Genomic DNA, 17,477 nt, shown 5'->3' on the forward strand with positions numbered 1-17,477 from the left:
GGGTACGTTACCGGTGAAAGCGATCATTCAGCAGTTTACGGCAGTAATATGTATCATGGTAACGTTACCGGAAACCGGCCTTCCGGGGCCGGACGGCAACCGGTGTGCAGGGAGGTTTCATCACCATACAAAGCGGCGTATCCACGGCGCCGCATGACAATAATTTTTATGGCTTGTTAAATATCTGATGATGCGAAATGGAATCAACAGGAGGAACTTCGTGCGCAATATAGCCGCATCGGCCTCCGGCATGCTGCTGGGCAACCGCCTGCTCGCCGCCGCGGGCGAAGAGAGGCCGCCCTCCCCGGTGAAAGACCGGATAAAGGAAATGATGCGTTACCGGAAACTGGATTCGCACGTGCACGTGGGACTGTCGAAAGACGGCCCGGAAGTGAACGTGGACTTTATGGACCGCCTCGGCATCGAGCGCATGTACATCTCCAAACCGATCGCCAAACCCACCGCCACGCCGGACGATTTCAGGGCGGCCAATAACCTCATGCTCGACTGTATGAAACGTTACCCGGGTAAACTGGTGGGCATGACCACTCTTAACCCTCAATACCCGAAAGAGTCGCTGGAAGAAATCAAACGCTGCACCGGCGAAGGCATGGTAGGGGTGAAGGTGTATTACCAGGTGAAAATCAGCGATCCGCTCTTTTATCCCATCGTGGAAAAACTCATCGACCTGAAGATGATCATGCTCATGCACGCGGAAGCTTCGCTGGGCATCGGCGGTTACCGCATGAAATACGACCGGAAAATCAAACCCAACGTGTCGACCCCGGAAGATTTCATCGCCATCGCCACCCGCTACCCCGAGGCGATGTTCCAGTACGCGCATACCGGCGGCGGGCCCGACTGGGAATATGCCTGCAAGGCGCTCCGCAACTACCGCAATGTGTACGTGGATGTTTCGGGCAGCAACAACGAAAACAACATGGTGGAGTTTGCGGTGGAACATGTGGGGGAAGACCGTGTGCTGTTCGGCACCGACAACATGTATTACCACGGCGTGGGCAAACTCATCGACGCCCGGCTGACCGACGCGCAGAAACGCAAGATCTTTTTCGATAACTATAACAACATCCTGAGAAAAGGAGGCTACCATGTTGATTGATATCAATGCATATACAGGGCACTGGCCCTTCAAACGCCTGCGCGGCAATACCTGCCGGGGCGTGCTCGACAGGATGAACGAATACGGCACGGACCTGTCGGTGATCACCAACCTGCAGGGCGTATTTTACAAAAATACCCAGTCGGCCAACGAGGAACTGTACGATGAAATACGATCCCAGCGGGCCTTCCGTGACCGTTTTATGCCCTTCGCCGTGATCAACCCGATCTACGCCGGCTGGAAAGACGATTTCAAAACCTGTACGGAAAAGCTGGGCATGAAGGGCATCCGCGTGTTTCCCAATTACCACGATTATACGATGACCGAACCGGCCCTGATCGAGCTGGTGAAAATGGCGCGCGACAAGGGCATACCGGTAGCGTTGACGATGCGCATCGTGGACGAGCGGCAGCGTTCCTGGATGGACCTCGCCACGGAATGGTCGCTGAAAGATTACCTGCCGCTGGTGCAGGCCGTGCCCGACGCGAAGTACATGCTGCTGAACCTCAGCACCGGCGTGGTGCTGACGCCGGAAGAAGAGGCGCTGGTCAAAAAAGCGGACGTGTTGTTCGACACCTCCGGCCGCCACATCGGGCACATGGGAAATTTTATCAAACGTTTCGGGAACGACCGGTTCGCCTTCGGCACCCACTTCCCCGTACTGGATTATTACACCGGCCTGCTGCGGATCGAATCGATGCGGGAAGGGGAAGGCGACAGGGAGGCCCTCCGGTATAAAAACGCGCAACGCTTTTTGCAATTGTAATCATATCTCCATAACACCTGACTAAATCTGTATCGTATGACGAACAACAACCGGGGCCGCCGTCAATTTCTCGGCCAGCTCACCGCCGTTACCCTCGCCGGTATGATCCCTTCCCCGCTGCTGGCTTTTTCCGGGAACAGCAGCAGTCTTGCAGCACTGGGCGGCCGGCCGGTAAGGCCCGCGCCTAAAACGTGGCCGAAGTGGCCGTATGTAGACGACCGGATGGTGGAGGAAGTGGTGAAGACGACGAAGAGCGGCATCTGGAGCAGGATACAGGCGCGCACCAACGGCAATGTGGCCACCTTCGAGCAGCGGTTCGCTGCCTTGCTCGGCGCAAAATACAGCCTCGGTACCGGCTCCGGCACACAGGCCCTCGCCATTTGCGTGGCGGCGCTGGGCATCGGGCCCGGCGACGAAGTGATTACGTCCCCCTACACCGATTTCGGCACCATCTCCGCCATCATCACCAACAGGGCGCTGCCTGTGATGGCCGATCTCGATCCCGCATCCTATCAGCTCGACCCGGCGGATGTGGAGCGCAAAATCACCCCGGCCACCAAAGCCATCATGCCCGTGCATATGATGGGCCTGCCGGCGGACATGGACCGCATCATGGCCATTGCCGCCAAACACAAACTGAAAGTGATCGAAGACGCCTGCCAGGGCGTACTGGCCACCCACCGCGGCCGCACGCTGGGCAGCATCGGCGAGCTCGGCTGTTTCAGTTTCCAGGCGAGCAAACAGATCGCCTGCGGCGAAGGCGGGGCCATTATCTGCAACGACGCCGCGCTGATGGACGCCTGTTTCACCGTGCACAATCACGGCACCGACAAAGCCGGCAAACACGTGACCATCGGCCCGAAATACCGTATGAACGAATTCGAGGCGGCGGTGCTGCTCGGCCAGTTGCCCACCGTTGTGGAGCGCTTCAAACTCCGTAACCGGAACGCCGATTACCTCACGGAAAAACTCAAAGGTTTCAAAGGGCTCGTGCCGCAGAAAAAATACGCCGGCACCGAAAGCGGCAGTTATTACAACTACGCGATGAGTTACAAAAAGGAACATTTCAACAACGCGACCCGCGCGCAATTCCTCAAGGCGCTGGCCGCCGAAGGCATCGCCATGAGCGGCTACATCCCCCGCGGCATGCACCGCGAGCCCTGGGTGGATTACCTCGTGGAGCAGCCCGATTATAAAAAGATGTACAGTCCCGCCCGCCTGCAGGCTTTCCGTGAAGCGGCGCGCCAGCTGCCCGGCTGCGACCAGGTGTGTGATGAAATGGTGGCCATGCACGGCTGCGGCACTCTCATCGCCGGCACCGCCGATATGGACGATGTGGTGAAAGCCATCATGAAAGTGTACGACCACCGCGACAAGCTGGCGGCTTTGTAAAAGACGTCCGGCAGCCGGTCCGTGCCCGCCCGCCCAGTACCCCGTCGATTTTCACAAACCTGATTGCGTTCCCGCTCAACTATGCCGGGCGCTTTGCATCATGAAAGATGTAAAGCGCCCGGCGTTTTTCTTTGGTAAAACAGGGATGAGCCTATAGGCTTGAACGGTTACCACTATTGTGAATTCTTTAAATTCCGATATATTAACCCTGGACTTTCACTAATCTTCAGCCAGAGTTACTTCATATCTTTAATAGGATGACGGAACTATGGCGCTAATATAACGGAGATATGGCGGAGATATGACGCAACCCCATGTAAAGACCCTACCAGCAACACTTTCAGGCTATTCCGGAACAAAGGAACCTGCAATGAACCCCTATGTATGCTCCCTTTAGTTGATTATCAGTCGGTTGAGTGAGTTTTCCCCATCCCCCCAAAGAGTTATTCCACTGCTCCTCCGACTGCAGTGGCTCCTTTCATATTTGCTTTTCCATTAAGACACAGCCTCGCGGCCCGGCGGCCGCAGCGTATTATTTATTGTAAACCCGATACACCCAATGAAAACCTCACATCTACAGACCGACGACATCCCGGTTTCAGGCATCGCTTTGACCGCAGATGAAAAACACACGCTCCTCCATCTGTTCAACGACACCCGCCACGAATTCCCGGCCCACGAAACACTGATGTCCCTATTCGCCCGGCAGGTGCGACAAACTCCTTTGCATACCGCCGTGGAATGCCAGGGGAGAAGCATCACCTACCAGGAGCTTGACGAACAAAGCAACCGGGTGGCCAATTGCCTGCTCGCGCACGATGCGGGTGCAGGCAAGTTTGTGCCCGTCTGGTTCGACCGTTCCATCGAATGGCTCGCAGCCGTGATCGGCATCCTGAAAACGGGTGCGGCCTACATTCCCATCGACCCGGCTTACCCGCTCAAACGGGTGGAGTACATCCTTTCCGATGCGGGCGCGGCGCTCATCATCACTGGCAAAACCCACGGGGCTTCGCTGCAGCAGGGCGGCGGAACGAAAATCCTGTACATCGAAGACATGGCTGCCTTCGACGCAACACCGGTCGCAACGCCGGCCAATGAACTGGCTTATGTCATTTATACCTCCGGTTCCACGGGCAATCCCAAAGGTGTTATGATCAGGCAGGAGGCGGTGGTGAACCTCATTACCTGGCATATTCACCGGTTCGGCGTCAGCACCGCCAGCCGGTTGACGCTGGTGGCCGGTCTTGCGTTCGACATTTCCGTCTGGGAAATATGGTCGGCCCTGTTATCCGGTGCTACTCTTTGTATTGCGGGGAATGAAGAGCGCACCCACGCGCAGACCCTGCTGGAATTCTACCGCCGCAACCGCATCACGCACGCCTTTACCCCGGCCGTGCTGGCGCCCGGTATCGTGGAGCGGAGCAGCGGCGACAAATCGTTGCAGCTCGAGTATCTCTTCACGGGCGGTGAGCAGCTGCAGCCGGTGCTGACGGGCTCCCTGTCTTACACGCTCGTGGATTATTACGGCCCCACGGAATGCACCATCTTCGCCACCTACCGGCTGGTGAAAGATAAAAACGGCGCGTATGTATCATCCATCGGCACGCCGGTGGCCAACACCCAGGCCTATGTGATCGGGCAGCAGGATGAGCTCCTGCCCGTGGGTGCAACGGGAGAGCTTTGCATCAGCGGCATTTGCCTGTCGCCGGGTTACCTGCACAACGAAACGCTGACGGCAGAGAAGTTCATCCCGCATCCGTTTATCCCCGGCGAAAAATTGTACCGCACGGGCGACCTCGCCTGCCGGCTGCCGGACGGGAGTATCCGTTTTCTCGGGCGTATCGACAACCAGGTCAAGATCAGGGGGTTCCGGATCGAGCTCGGAGAGATCGAACGCAGCCTGCTGAAAATACCCGGCATCAGCAACGCCGTGGTGATCGCCAAAGAAAATACGCGGCACCAGAAATATCTCATCGCATTTTATGTGCAGGAAGGCGCCCCTGATCTGGCCACCATCCGCCAGGAGCTCAGGGCCGAACTGCCCGGCTATATGATACCGGCGCAGTTCATCCCGGTGGCTGCGATTCCTTTAACGCCCAACGGGAAAGCGGACAAGGCCCGGCTGGCGGAGCTGGCCGCGCAGCACGCGGAAGATACCGTGCTCGCCGAACCGCCGTCCAACGACACCGAACGTGTGATTTCGGAAATATGGGCGAGGGAACTGGAGCGCCCGGTGATCAATATGACCGATAACTTTTTCGATATCGGCGGCGATTCGCTGCTCGTGGCGGTGGTTACCGCAGCCATGCGTCACCATCTGCAGGTAAAAACGTATATGCGTGACATTTACGAATATCCCGTGCTGCAGGATCTGGCGGCGATGCTGATCGGTCGCGCTACGGAAGGGGAGCAGGAGCTGCCCGTGGAAGACGTGGAGCCTTACGTGGAATTGCAGAACGATGTGTTCCTCGCGCCCGGCACCTCGTTTGCCGGCACCTTCGATGCTTCCGTGCTCAGTAAACCTTCCGCGATCTTCCTGACGGGTGCTACGGGCTTCGTCGGCATTCACCTGCTGGCCGACCTGTTGCAACAAACGTCGGCCGACATCTATTGCCTCGTGCGGGCGAAAGACGAATACCAGGCGATGGAAAAGATCATGCAGTGTTTTTCGCGGTACCGCATCGATGTGGCGCTTGAACTGCAGAAGCGGATCATCCCGGTAACGGGCGACCTGTCGAAGATTTTCCTCGGCCTGCCGGAAAAACAGTACCGCTTCCTCTCGCAGAAGATCGACGTGATCTATCACTCCGGCAGTTCGGTGAATTTCATCGAGCCCTATTCTTACATGAAAGCGCCGAATGTGACCGGCATCCGGGAGATCATCCGGCTGGCCGGCGCGGTGAAACTGAAGTGCCTCGTTTTATTGTCGACTATCTCCGTGTACAGCTGGGGCCATGTGTTCACCCACAAAACGGTGATGAAGGAAACCGACGACATCGCCCAGAACCTGCTGGCGGTGAGCAAAGACATCGGTTACGTGCGCAGCAAATGGGTGATGGAAGCCATTGCCGATCTCGCCGCCGCGGAAGGCCTGCCGGTGATCACTTACCGCCTCGGTTACGCGATGTGCCACAGCACCAGCGGCGCCAGCGCGGATTACCAGTGGTGGTCGGGCCTGGTTCGGAACTGCATCGAGTTCGGCGCATACCCACAACTGACGGAGCTTCGCGAAGGACTGATCACGGTCGATTATATGACCCGCGCGATGGTGCATATTTCGCGGAAGGAAGATGCGATCGGGCGCAAGTTCAACCTCATCGCCTCACCCGACACCAATCTCACCCTCGAAGCGTTTTTCGCCCTGCTCCAGAAGCACTATCCTTTCCAGCTGAAAGGGTTGCCGTACCGCGAGTGGAGGGCCATCTGGGAAAACGACAGCAGCAACCGCCTGTACCCGCTCACCAGTTTGTTCCGCGACAACATGCACGAAGGCCTGTCGACCGTAGAGCTTTACCAGCACACCTACGTCTGGGATTGCGAAAACGTGGTGAATTTCCTGAAGGACAGTGATATCCGGGAGCCGGTGTTCGACAAACAACTGCTCGACCAGTACCTGCAATATCTCGGCATTCCTGTGTCATGACGGCATGCAGCGGTTACTGTCCGGCACAACCGGTACCTGCATACCCAGGCATGCCTGTTACATAACAGGCCGCCGGAAAGACCGGAGCCCGCATACTGCGGCTCCGGTCTTTTTAAATACATTAAATTCGTGTATATCAAATACGCAGGAGATGGATACTTCCGGTTTTGATTTCACGCACGCCGCCAACCAGCCGCCGGTGCTGGAAGACTACAATTCATTTACTTCCCATCCCGCCCTGCGGCAGGCGACTGCCGTGTACGGCAGCCAGCAGACGGCCATGCGTGCCGCCGCTTTCGGCGCCATCATGGGCAGCCGCGCGATGCAGCAGGCAGGGCACCTCGCCAACAAACACACACCGGTACTAAAAACGCACGACCGTTTCGGCAACCGCCTCGATGTGGTGGAATTTCATCCCGCCTACCACGAGATGATGGCCGTTGCGATCCGGCATGGCGTGCATACCGGCGCGTGGACGCCCGGCGGCAGTTACCTCGAACATGCCGTGCTCTCGTACCTCAAACAGCAGATCGACGAAGGCAGCAGTTGCCCGCTGACGATGACGTTTGCCGTGGTGCCCTCGCTGCAGATAGCGCCCGGCATTGCGGACGAATGGCTGCCCCGTGTGTTATCGACCGAATACGACGAACGCCACATTCCCTACTATGATAAAAAAGGCTGCACCTTCGGCATGGCGATGACGGAACCGCAGGGCGGCAGCGACGTGCGGGCCAACATCACGTATGCGAAACCGGCCGGCAACGGCGTATACCACATTACCGGCAGGAAATGGTTTTGCAGTGCGCCGATGAGCGACGCCTTCCTGGTGCTGGCGCAAACCGAAAAGGGCCTCGGCTGTTTTCTCGTGCCGAGGTTCACGCCGGACGGCGACAAGAACAAACTTTATTTCCAGCGGCTGAAAGATAAACTGGGCAACCGATCCAACGCTTCCGGCGAAGCGGAGTTCCATGGCGCCTGGGCCCGCATCATCGGCGAAGAAGGCCGCGGTATCGCCAACATCATGGAGATGGTGCGTCATACCCGCCTCGATTGTGCGATCGGATCCGCCGCCACCATGCAGCGCGCCGTGGCGGAAGCGGTGCATCACTGCAGGCACCGCGAGGCGTTCGGCAAAAAACTCATCGCACAACCGTTGATGAAAAACGTGCTGGCGGATCTGTGCCTCGAGTCGGAAGCCGCCACCGCCCTGGCCCTGCGCCTCGCCAAAGCATTCGACGATGCCGCTGCCAGCGAAGAGGCCCTGCACTTCTCCCGCATCGCCACCGCCGTAGGGAAATTCTGGAATACCAAAAGAGCGGTGCTCGTGCTCGGGGAAGCGCTCGAATGCACCGGCGGCAATGGTTACGTGGAAGAATCCATCATGCCGCGGCTCTATCGCGACGTGCCGGTGAATGCGATCTGGGAAGGCTCGGGAAACATACAGGCGCTGGATGTGCTGCGCGCGATGCGCAAGGAACCCGCCGCGGTGGAAGCGCTGATGAACCACCTGCATGCGGCCAAAGGCCGGCACAACGCGCTCGACGGACAATTGCGCCAGCTGCAGCAGCTGCTGTCGCAGCCGGAGGAATTCGAATACCGCGCCCGTATCATCACGGAAAAGATAGCGCTGTGCCTCCAGGCCATCGCCCTCTTTGACACGGCGCCCGTGGCCGTTGCCGAAATGTTCTGTTCGGCGAGGCTCGCCGATCAGCGTAACCTGAGCTGGGGCACGCTGATGGACGAACGGCTGGCGGATGAAATAACGGGAAGGTGTTTTAACGGCTGAGCGAATGCGCGGCAGGATAATTTTTAAGGGGGCATACACGTTATGAGAAAGCATTGAAATACCCGGGATAGCTGCCATGCCAACTAAACAACCGTACGCTGCCGTCACATTATTTTCCACTACCGCGAACCAAAACAATTTTTTAATATTGCAGGTACCAGCCAGCTACATCACCGCAATTTTATCAACCATATGATGGATCAGCCATACAGCACATTATCGGATACGGCGTTGGCAGACTTGTTGAAGTCTGGCGACCAGTCTGCTTTTGCGCAGATCTACGACCGTTACTGGCGGGTCATTTACGGGCACGTGTACAAGATGCTGCAGGATGAAGAGGAAGCCAAAGACGTGTTGCAGGAGGTGTTCAGCGAAATCTGGGTAAAAAGGGAACAGCCGTATACCAACCTCTCCGGATACCTGTATGTATCGGCGCGGCACAAAGTGCTCAACCTCATCCGGAAGAACAAATACCAGAGCGCTTACCTGAGCAGCCTGGCGGGTTTCGCCGCCGATCACAGCACCGCCACCCTCGAACGGCTGGATGAAAAAGACCTGGCCGCGGCCATCGAACGGGAAATACAGGCCCTGCCGCCGCGCATGAAAGAAGTGTTCGAGCTGAGCCGGAAAGAAAACCTGAGTTACAAGGAGATCGCCCTGCGCCTGGGCATCTCGGATAAAACCGTAAAAAAGCAGATGTATAAATCCCTGCAACAGATTCGCCTGAACCTGAAAGATGCCGGCGCCATGACCATCGTGATACTGGCCAGCATGCGCGGATAAATTTTTTTTCTCCGCGGGTACTCCCTCCATGATTTCCATTTGTCTTATTTCTAAAGCAGTCCTCCGGACCATCTACCCATGAACGAACAACAGGCAGCTGAACTTCTGAAAAAATATCTCGACGGCACGGCCACAGGCCCCGAGCGCGCCATGGTAGAACGCTGGTACGAGACCGAAGCGGCTAAAAAACAGCTGTCCGGCGAGGGCGACTTCGAGCATCTCGGCGCGGAGCTCTGGGCGGGCACCCTCGAAAGGGCCGGCCTTCCGCAACGGAGCGGGCGGGTGCGCCGCCTCACCTGGTACAGGGTGGCTGCCGCAGTGGCGGTATTGCTGGCGGTAGGGGGCGGACTGATGTTTTACCTGGGCCGGGCGACGACTTCTTCTCCGGCAATAGTTACTGTTACGCCGCCCGCACAGGTGCTGCCCGGCAGTAACAAAGCCGTGCTGACGCTCGGCAATGGCGATGTGATTTCGCTGAATGATGCCGCCAACGGAGAGATCGCCCAACAGGGCGGTGCCCGCATATCGAAAACACAGGAAGGGCAGCTGTTGTACGAACAGGAGGGTGCCGCTGCCGGTACCGCCAAACCCAATACGATCAGCACGCCAAGGGGCGGGCATTACCGGATAGATCTGCCCGATGGTACGCGCGTGTGGCTGAATGCCGCATCCAGGCTTACTTTCCCGCCTTCGTTTGCCGGGTTGGCGGAGCGGCGCGTGGAACTCAGCGGGGAAGCATATTTCGAAGTAGCCAAAGACGCGGCCAGACCGTTTAAAGTGATCAGCCAGGCCAATACCGTGGAGGTGCTGGGCACGGCTTTTAATATCAATGCATACAACGACGAGCCGGATGTAAAGACCACCCTGGTGCAGGGTGCCGTAAAAGTCAACGGCAGCACGCTCAGGCCCGGCCAGCAGGCCGTATTGCACAACGGGAATACCAGCGTGCGCGAAGCGGAAACAGCCGTGGAAACGGCCTGGAAAAACGGGGAGTTCATCTTTTCCGGGCAGGACTTCAAAACGGTGATGCGCATGATCTCGCGCTGGTACGACGTGGATGTGGTTTATGAAACCGAGCCGCGCCGGTTCCGCATCGGCGGCGAAGTGTCGAGAAACAGGAACATCCGCGAAGTGCTGAAAATGCTCGAAGTAACGGGCAACGTGAAATTTACAGTAGAAGGAAGAACGGTTAAAGTGATCAGATAAGCCAGGAAATTACCAACGCGCTCCAGCCGGAGCATTTATCAACTAAAATACCGCAATTGAATGTTCTCAGAAATTACCGCAACAGGTAAACGGCTATGCCATGCCTGGAGGTTTCCGCCTGTTATGAAATGGGTGCTGTCAGCGCTGCTGGCCGCCGCCCTGCAAAGCGCGGCCGCTTCCGGTTATGCGCAAAACATTACCATCAACGAAAAGAATGCGCCGCTGGAAAAAATACTGAAGCTCATCCGCGCGCAGAGCGGGTACGACTTCATGTACGACAAAGACCTGATCAGCCGGGTAGACAAGGTGGACCTGCAGGTGAAGAACGCCACGGTGCAGCAGGCCATGCAGCAATGCCTGGCCGGTTTGCCGCTCAGTTTTTACATCGACGAGCGGATGATCGTAATCCGCAAAAAAGAAACCGCCGAACCGCCGCAACGGGCAGACAGTACCATTACCGGCAGGGTGGAGGATGATAAAACGGGCGAGGCCGTGCCGGGTGTATCCGTGATGGTGAAAGGCAGCGAAGCCCGCGCCGTGACGGATAACAATGGCCGCTTCAAGATTGTCGCGTCGAAGGGCGCCGTGATCATGGTGAGTTTCATGGGGTACGAAAAAAAAGAAGTGACGGTGGCGGGCGCCGAAGTGCTCGTGAAAATCACGCCCGCCCCCGAATCCATCCGCGAAGTAGTGGTAACCGGGTATGGCGAAGTGCGGCGAAGGGATCTCACCGGCTCGATCGCATCGGTGAAGATGGCGGATTTTCATAAAGCGCCCGTGCGTTCGTTCGAGGAAGCCCTTGCCGGCCGCGTGGCAGGTGTGCAGGTGAGCTCCGCCGACGGCCAGCCGGGCGCGGCCACCAAAATCGTGATCAGGGGTAATAACTCCGTTACGCAGGATAATTCGCCGCTGTACGTGATCGACGGGTTTCCGATGGAAAACCCCGATAACAACGCCCTCAATCCCGCCGAAATCACCAGCATCGAAGTGCTCAAAGATGCTTCGGCCACGGCCATTTACGGGGCGCGGGGCGCGAACGGCGTGGTGATCATCACGACGAAGAAAGGCCGTGAAGGCCCGCCGGTGATTACCTACAACGGCTATTACGGCATCCAGCAGAACATCCGGAAAATGGAACTGATGAGCCCGTACGAGTTCGTGAAATACCAGGTGGAGCGGGACAGTGCGCTGGCCAACCCCGCCTACCTTGCCAACGGCAAATCGATCGAAGATTACCGGAACGTAAAGGGCCTCGACCTGCAGGACGAGATCTTCAACATACAGCCCATGCAGAACCATTTTATTTCCGTCAGCGGCGGTAATAAAACCACGAAATATTCCCTTTCCGGTTCCGTTCTGAACCAGGACGGCGTGATCGTCAATACCGGGTATAAACGTTACCAGGGGCGCTTCAATATCGATCAGACCATCAATCCCCGTTTCAAGATCGGGCTCAACGCCAACCTCAGCCACCTCGACAAATTCGGCACCACACCGGCCACCGGCAGGGGCGCGGTATTTTCCAGCAACCTGATGTACAGCGTATGGGGCTACCGGCCGGTGACAGGCAGCACAGGCAGTTCACTGATAGAGGAAGATGTGGACGATGCGGTGGACCCGCTGGCCGATTACCGGTTCAACCCGTTGTCGGCCGCAAAGAACGAGCACCGCAAGATGCTGTCGGACATTACGATCCTGAATGCTTACGCCGAGTACCAGTTCGGCAAATACCTCACGCTGCGCGTTACGGGCGGCATGACGAAAGAAACCATCAAAAACGAATCGTTCAACAACAGCAGAACGCCCAGCGGCAGCCCGTTCACGCAAACGGGAAAAAACAACGGCGTGAACGGCTCCGTGATTTTCAATGAAAGGGCCAGCTACCTTAACGAAAACACGCTCACCTTTAACAGGGAATTCAATAAAAACCACCGCATCAATGCCGTGGCGGGCTTTACGGCGCAAACCAGCGAACGCACCACCAATGGACATGCCGCCAATATGGTGCCCAACGAAGCGCTGGGCGTTGCGGGACTGCGCGAAGGCACGCCGGTGGCCGTACATTCCGGTGCTTCCAATTTTACGCTCGCTTCTTTTCTCGGGAGGATCAACTACACCTTCCGCGATAAGTATCTGCTTACCGCTTCGTTCCGCTCGGACGGGTCTTCCAAATTTTCAGAAGGCAACAAGTGGGGGTTTTTTCCCTCCGGCTCATTTGCATGGCGGCTCAGCGAGGAGAATTTTCTGAAGCAGCTCCGTTTTCTTTCCAATGCCAAACTGCGTGTGAGCTATGGTGTAACGGGCAACAACCGCGTGTCCGACTTTGCTTACCTGTCGGCCATCACCCTGCCTGCGGGCATTGCCTACAGTTTCGACAACCTGCCGCAGAAAGCGGCCGTTTTATCCGAGCTGGGCACCAAAAGCCTGAAATGGGAAAGCACGGCGCAAAGCAACATCGGCCTGGACCTCGGTTTCTTCAACCAGCGCCTCACACTGGAAGTGGATGCGTACAAAAAGGTGACGTCCGATCTGCTGCTCGACGCGAAGCTGCCTACCTCGATGGGGTTCTCCAGTGCTTTCAAAAACATCGGGAAGGTGCAGAACGCCGGGCTGGAGTTTACCGTCAATGCCGATGTGCTGACCAACACCGCCCTGAAATGGAATACCTCGTTCAATATTTCGTTCAACAAAAACAAGCTGGTGCAGCTGGCGGAAAACCAGCAGTCGCTGCTCTCCATTCTCACCTGGAACCTCGATTTCAGCCGGGTGCCGCTGTACATCGCCGAAGTGGGCCAGCCCATTGCGCTGTACTATGGTTACCAGTGGGAGGGCAATTACCAGTACAGCGATTTCGATCAGACGGGCTCAGGCGCCTATGTGCTGAAAACGGGCGTGCCCACCTATCATACCAACCGCGCCGTTACGCAGCCGGGCGGCATCCGCTACCGCGACATGAATAACGACGGCGTCATCAACACAGACGACCGTACCGTGATCGGCGATCCCAATCCCGACTATACGGGCGGGTTCAGTAATAACTTTTCCTACCGGGGATTCGACCTGAACGTATTTTTCCAGTTTACGGTGGGGCAGGAGATCTTCAATGCCAACCGCATTATTTTCGAAGGCGGCGGCAGGATGCACCAGAACATGTTTGCCACCTACCGGCACCGCTGGACGCCGGAGAACCAGAACAACACCTATTTCCGCACCAACGGCGGCGGCCCCACCGATTTCGGGTATTCTTCCCGGCTGGTGGAAGACGGTTCTTACCTGCGCCTGAAAACGGTGGCGCTGGGCTACAATTTTCCCGCGCACATCATTAAAAAAGCAAAACTGACGGGCCTGCGTATTTATGCCTCCGCGCAGAACCTCATTACCTGGACGCGCTATTCCGGCTTCGACCCGGAAGTATCCGCCTTCGATTCCGCGCTCACGCCCGGGTTTGACTATTCGGTATACCCGCGCGCCCGCACCATCACCTTTGGCCTTAATCTGACATTATAAAAGCATCCGACATGAAAAAAACAATCGTCCTGTTCATTTCGCTGACTATGCTGGCCGGGACTTCCTGTAAAAAATTCCTGGCAACGAAGCCGAAGGACTTTTCTTCGCCGGAGCAGTATTACAGCACGGAAAAAGAACTGAATGAAGCCCTCGCGGGCGTGTACAATGCACTGGCGCTGGATGCCACCTATGGCCTGTATCTTTCCCTGTTCCTGCAGCACGGCAGCGATGAGGCGTTTTACAAATCCACGACCAGCACGGCCAACGCCATGGCCTACGACCACAATACCGCAGACTCTTATGTAGACGCCCTTTGGCGCGACCTCTACAAAGGCATCAACCGGGCCAATTACCTGCTGGCCAATATCAATAAACCCGTGATGAGTGAAGCCGCCCGCAATGTGATCAAAGGCGAAGCGCTCTTCCTGCGGGCGTTCATGTATTTCCAGCTGGTATCCAACTGGGGCGATGTGCCGCTGCTCCTGGACCCGACGGTAGACAGCCGGAACACCGACAATCCCCGCACGCCGCAGAAAGCAGTATATGAACAGATACTCGCCGATATGATCGCGGCGAAAAACCTGGTGAACAGTTACACCGTTACCGGCAAACCGGTGCATGTTTCCAAAACGGCCATCATGGGCGTGCTGGCGAGGGTATGCCTCAAAATGGCCGGGCACCCGCTGAAAGAAACCGCCCGGTACAAAGATGCCCGCGACTGGGCCGACAGTGTGATACAGTCCGGCATCCACAAGCTCAATATCGATTACAAACAGATCTTCATCAACGAAACCGCCGATCTCTACGATACGCAGTTCAATGAAACGCTGTGGGAAATAGAGTTCTACGGCAACAGCACCAATACGCTGAAAAGCGGCGGCCGGTTCGTGAACTATGCGTCTACGCTGAACCGTGACAACGTTGCCGGGTACGCGTATGAAAGGATTGGCGTGACGGGTACGCTCTACCGGATGTATGCCGCCGGCGACCTGCGCCGCGACTGGGCTATTGCGCCATACAGCTTCCGGAGCAGCAGCGGAACGGAAGAAGTACCGAAAGCCGCCACGGACATCTATACCCGCAGCTGCGCCAAATGGCGGCGTAAATACGAAACCGTGCTGCCGCGCAATACCGATTACGGTCCTGCCAACTTTCCCGTGATCCGTTATTCGGACGTGCTGCTGATGTACGCGGAGGCGGACAATGAACTGAACGGCGGCCCTTCCGCTACGGCTTACACTGCCATCAACCTCGTGCGCAGAAGGGGATACGGCAAACTGTTGCCCAATGCCACCAATATTACGGAAGCGGATCTGTCCGGGTTGGGGCAGGAGGGTTTCCGGAAAGTGCTGCAGGACGAAAGGGCGCGGGAACTTGCATTTGAAGCGTTGCGCAAGGGCGACCTGATACGCTGGGGGATTTTCATACCGGTGATGAAAGCCGTGGGCGCCGACCTTCAGGCGAACGCGCCGGCGGGCCTGAAGTATTCCACAAGGGGGTATAACAATGTATCGGAGAAACATAACCTGTTGCCGATTCCCAGCCTGGAAATGTCGTTGAACAAAGCCATGGAGCAAAACCCGTTGTGGAAGTAAGAGCGCCCGGCGCTGTAAAAGTGAAGATCTGGCTCCAAAGTCTGCATACAGTTTCATCGCAAGAGCCGGGGTTTCCGGCTCTTTTATTTTGTCGCATATACTATCAAAAAAAAGCCGGACATCTGCCCGGCTTTTGCTGTTAGAGCGACTGATCCGGTTACGGCTTTACGAAGCATTATTGACCGTCGAGCTGTTTTTCCTGCTTATCCCATCCCGGTGGTGTTTCCACATTGAAGTGCCGCACATTCCTGCCTTTGAAAAACACACCGGCCGTGCAGTTGGCGATTCTTGCCACGTTTTTGATCTGCAATCCTTCCACATCCTCCGCTACTACCGGCGGGCGCGGGTCGGCCGCTGCGGCGCCGAGCATGAGGCCGGTTACCTGTACGTTCCGGGCATGCCGGATGAAGAGGCCGGAAGAAGGCAGCTCTTTCCAGGCGGTGGGCTGGGGATAGCCTTTTTCATCTTCCTTTACGCCTTTCACATCTTTGATATAACCGCCGGCAGCAAGGCCGCCGCGGTTGAAGAACTGGATGTTGGACAAAGAGATGTTTTCCACGTAATGTCCGGGAATGGCCGTGATGGAAGCGGAATAGTTGCCGGTGCCGTAAGCCGTTACATTGCTGATCACGATGTTTTTCATGGTGCCCACCGGGGGCTCCGGTGCGGCGGCGGTATGTTTGCGGGCGCGGTTGCCGAGGCGAACGAACAGCGGGCAATCGCTGCCGCTGATGCTGATGTTGCTGATACTGACGCCTTCCATCTGTCCGCCGTCCACAATCTCGATGGAAAGCGCGGCGATGCCGCGGGAGGTGCCGTAGATGGGTTTTTCCGTGTTGCGGCTGGGTTTGATGACACAATTCGAAATGGCGATATTTTTGAAGCCGCCGGTGGATTCCGTGCCGGCCTTGATGGCGTTGCAGAAGCTCGATACGATGCAGTTGGTGATCACCACATCTTCCGTAGCCGCGGCCCCGGTGCTTTTCAGTACGATGGCGTCGTCGTCCGTATCGAAGGTGGAGTTGGACAATACGAAGCGGCGGCAGCCGTCGATGTCGATGCCGTCGTTGTTGCGGTTGGCGTGGTTGTACACCTGCACCCGGTCAACGATCACGTCTTCACAATCGAGGTAATGCTGGTTCCAGATGGCGGCGTTCCGCATGCGGATGCCTCCCACCTGTACGTTCCGGCATGAAATAAACAGGATGTTGCGCGGGCGGCCGTCCATATCGCTGCCGATCCTGTTTTTGGGGTTACCGGGATGTCTGGCGCCGTTACCGTCGATGGTGCCGTGGCCGGTAATGGCGATGTTCTCCGCTTCATTTGCATAGATCAATGCGCGCCAGCCGCCGGGATCTTTCTGTGAACGGTAGCGCGGCTGCGGCTGTGCGGGGAAGTCGTCCGGCGAGGCGCTGGCCAGCAGCGTGGCGCCCATTTCGAGATGGAGGTTGACGTTGTTTTTCATGACAAGCGTGCCGGAGCTGAAAACACCGGCGGGAACGATCACCCTGCCGCCGCCGGCGGCGTGGCATTGTTCGATGGCTTTGTTGATGGCGGCCGTGTTCATATGTCCCGGCCCTGGCTTTGCGCCGAAGTCTGTAATCGGGTAATCTTTGGCAACGGTCTGTTGAGTAAAAAATAACAGGCACAGCAGCCCAAGTTGTTTCATTACGGTCATG

10 protein-coding genes are annotated in these 17,477 nt (G+C 57.0%); 9 read left to right on the forward strand and 1 reads right to left on the reverse strand.

The window, feature by feature from the left end:
- Window positions 1-187 precede the first annotated feature (187 nt).
- From EGT74_RS23730 to EGT74_RS23770, 9 genes are all read left to right on the forward strand, one after another.
- A complete protein-coding gene (locus EGT74_RS23730) occupies window positions 188-1,120 on the forward strand; it encodes an amidohydrolase family protein (RefSeq protein WP_246008293.1) in 933 nt (310 codons plus the stop codon).
- Window positions 1,110-1,886, forward strand: a complete 777-nt coding sequence (locus tag EGT74_RS23735; RefSeq protein WP_123849110.1) for an amidohydrolase family protein — start codon at window positions 1,110-1,112, stop codon at window positions 1,884-1,886. The genes EGT74_RS23730 and EGT74_RS23735 overlap by 11 nt, the downstream gene beginning before the upstream one ends.
- A gap of 36 nt (window positions 1,887-1,922) precedes the next feature.
- Window positions 1,923-3,278, forward strand: a complete 1,356-nt coding sequence (locus EGT74_RS23740; RefSeq protein ID WP_123849111.1) for a DegT/DnrJ/EryC1/StrS family aminotransferase — start codon at window positions 1,923-1,925, stop codon at window positions 3,276-3,278.
- A gap of 559 nt (window positions 3,279-3,837) precedes the next feature.
- The gene (locus EGT74_RS23745) at window positions 3,838-6,921 is read left to right on the forward strand and encodes a non-ribosomal peptide synthetase family protein (protein WP_123849112.1); all 3,084 of its coding nucleotides are present in this window, start codon (window positions 3,838-3,840) and stop codon (window positions 6,919-6,921) included.
- A gap of 151 nt (window positions 6,922-7,072) precedes the next feature.
- Complete coding sequence (locus EGT74_RS23750; RefSeq protein ID WP_123849113.1) at window positions 7,073-8,707, forward strand: acyl-CoA dehydrogenase family protein; 1,635 nt, start codon at window positions 7,073-7,075, stop codon at window positions 8,705-8,707.
- A gap of 192 nt (window positions 8,708-8,899) precedes the next feature.
- Window positions 8,900-9,490, forward strand: a complete 591-nt coding sequence (locus EGT74_RS23755; protein WP_123849114.1) for an RNA polymerase sigma factor — start codon at window positions 8,900-8,902, stop codon at window positions 9,488-9,490.
- Between the two features lie 78 nt (window positions 9,491-9,568).
- Entirely contained in the window at window positions 9,569-10,696 is a 1,128-nt protein-coding gene (locus EGT74_RS23760) for a FecR family protein (RefSeq protein ID WP_123849115.1), read from the forward strand.
- A 123-nt stretch (window positions 10,697-10,819) separates the two neighbouring features.
- Window positions 10,820-14,203, forward strand: a complete 3,384-nt coding sequence (locus tag EGT74_RS23765; protein ID WP_123849116.1) for a TonB-dependent receptor — start codon at window positions 10,820-10,822, stop codon at window positions 14,201-14,203.
- 11 nt (window positions 14,204-14,214) lie between these two features.
- Window positions 14,215-15,798: a RagB/SusD family nutrient uptake outer membrane protein gene (locus EGT74_RS23770; protein WP_123849117.1), complete on the forward strand. Its 1,584-nt coding sequence runs from the start codon at window positions 14,215-14,217 to the stop codon at window positions 15,796-15,798.
- 175 nt (window positions 15,799-15,973) lie between these two features.
- Here the strand turns inward: EGT74_RS23770 and EGT74_RS23775 are convergent, their stop codons facing one another.
- On the reverse strand, window positions 15,974-17,476 hold the full coding sequence (locus tag EGT74_RS23775) for a glycoside hydrolase family 28 protein (RefSeq protein WP_123849118.1): 1,503 nt from the start codon (window positions 17,474-17,476) through the stop codon (window positions 15,974-15,976).
- Window position 17,477 lies beyond the last annotated feature (1 nt).

This window comes from Chitinophaga lutea, from assembly GCF_003813775.1.
In the GTDB taxonomy this organism is placed as follows: domain Bacteria; phylum Bacteroidota; class Bacteroidia; order Chitinophagales; family Chitinophagaceae; genus Chitinophaga; species Chitinophaga lutea.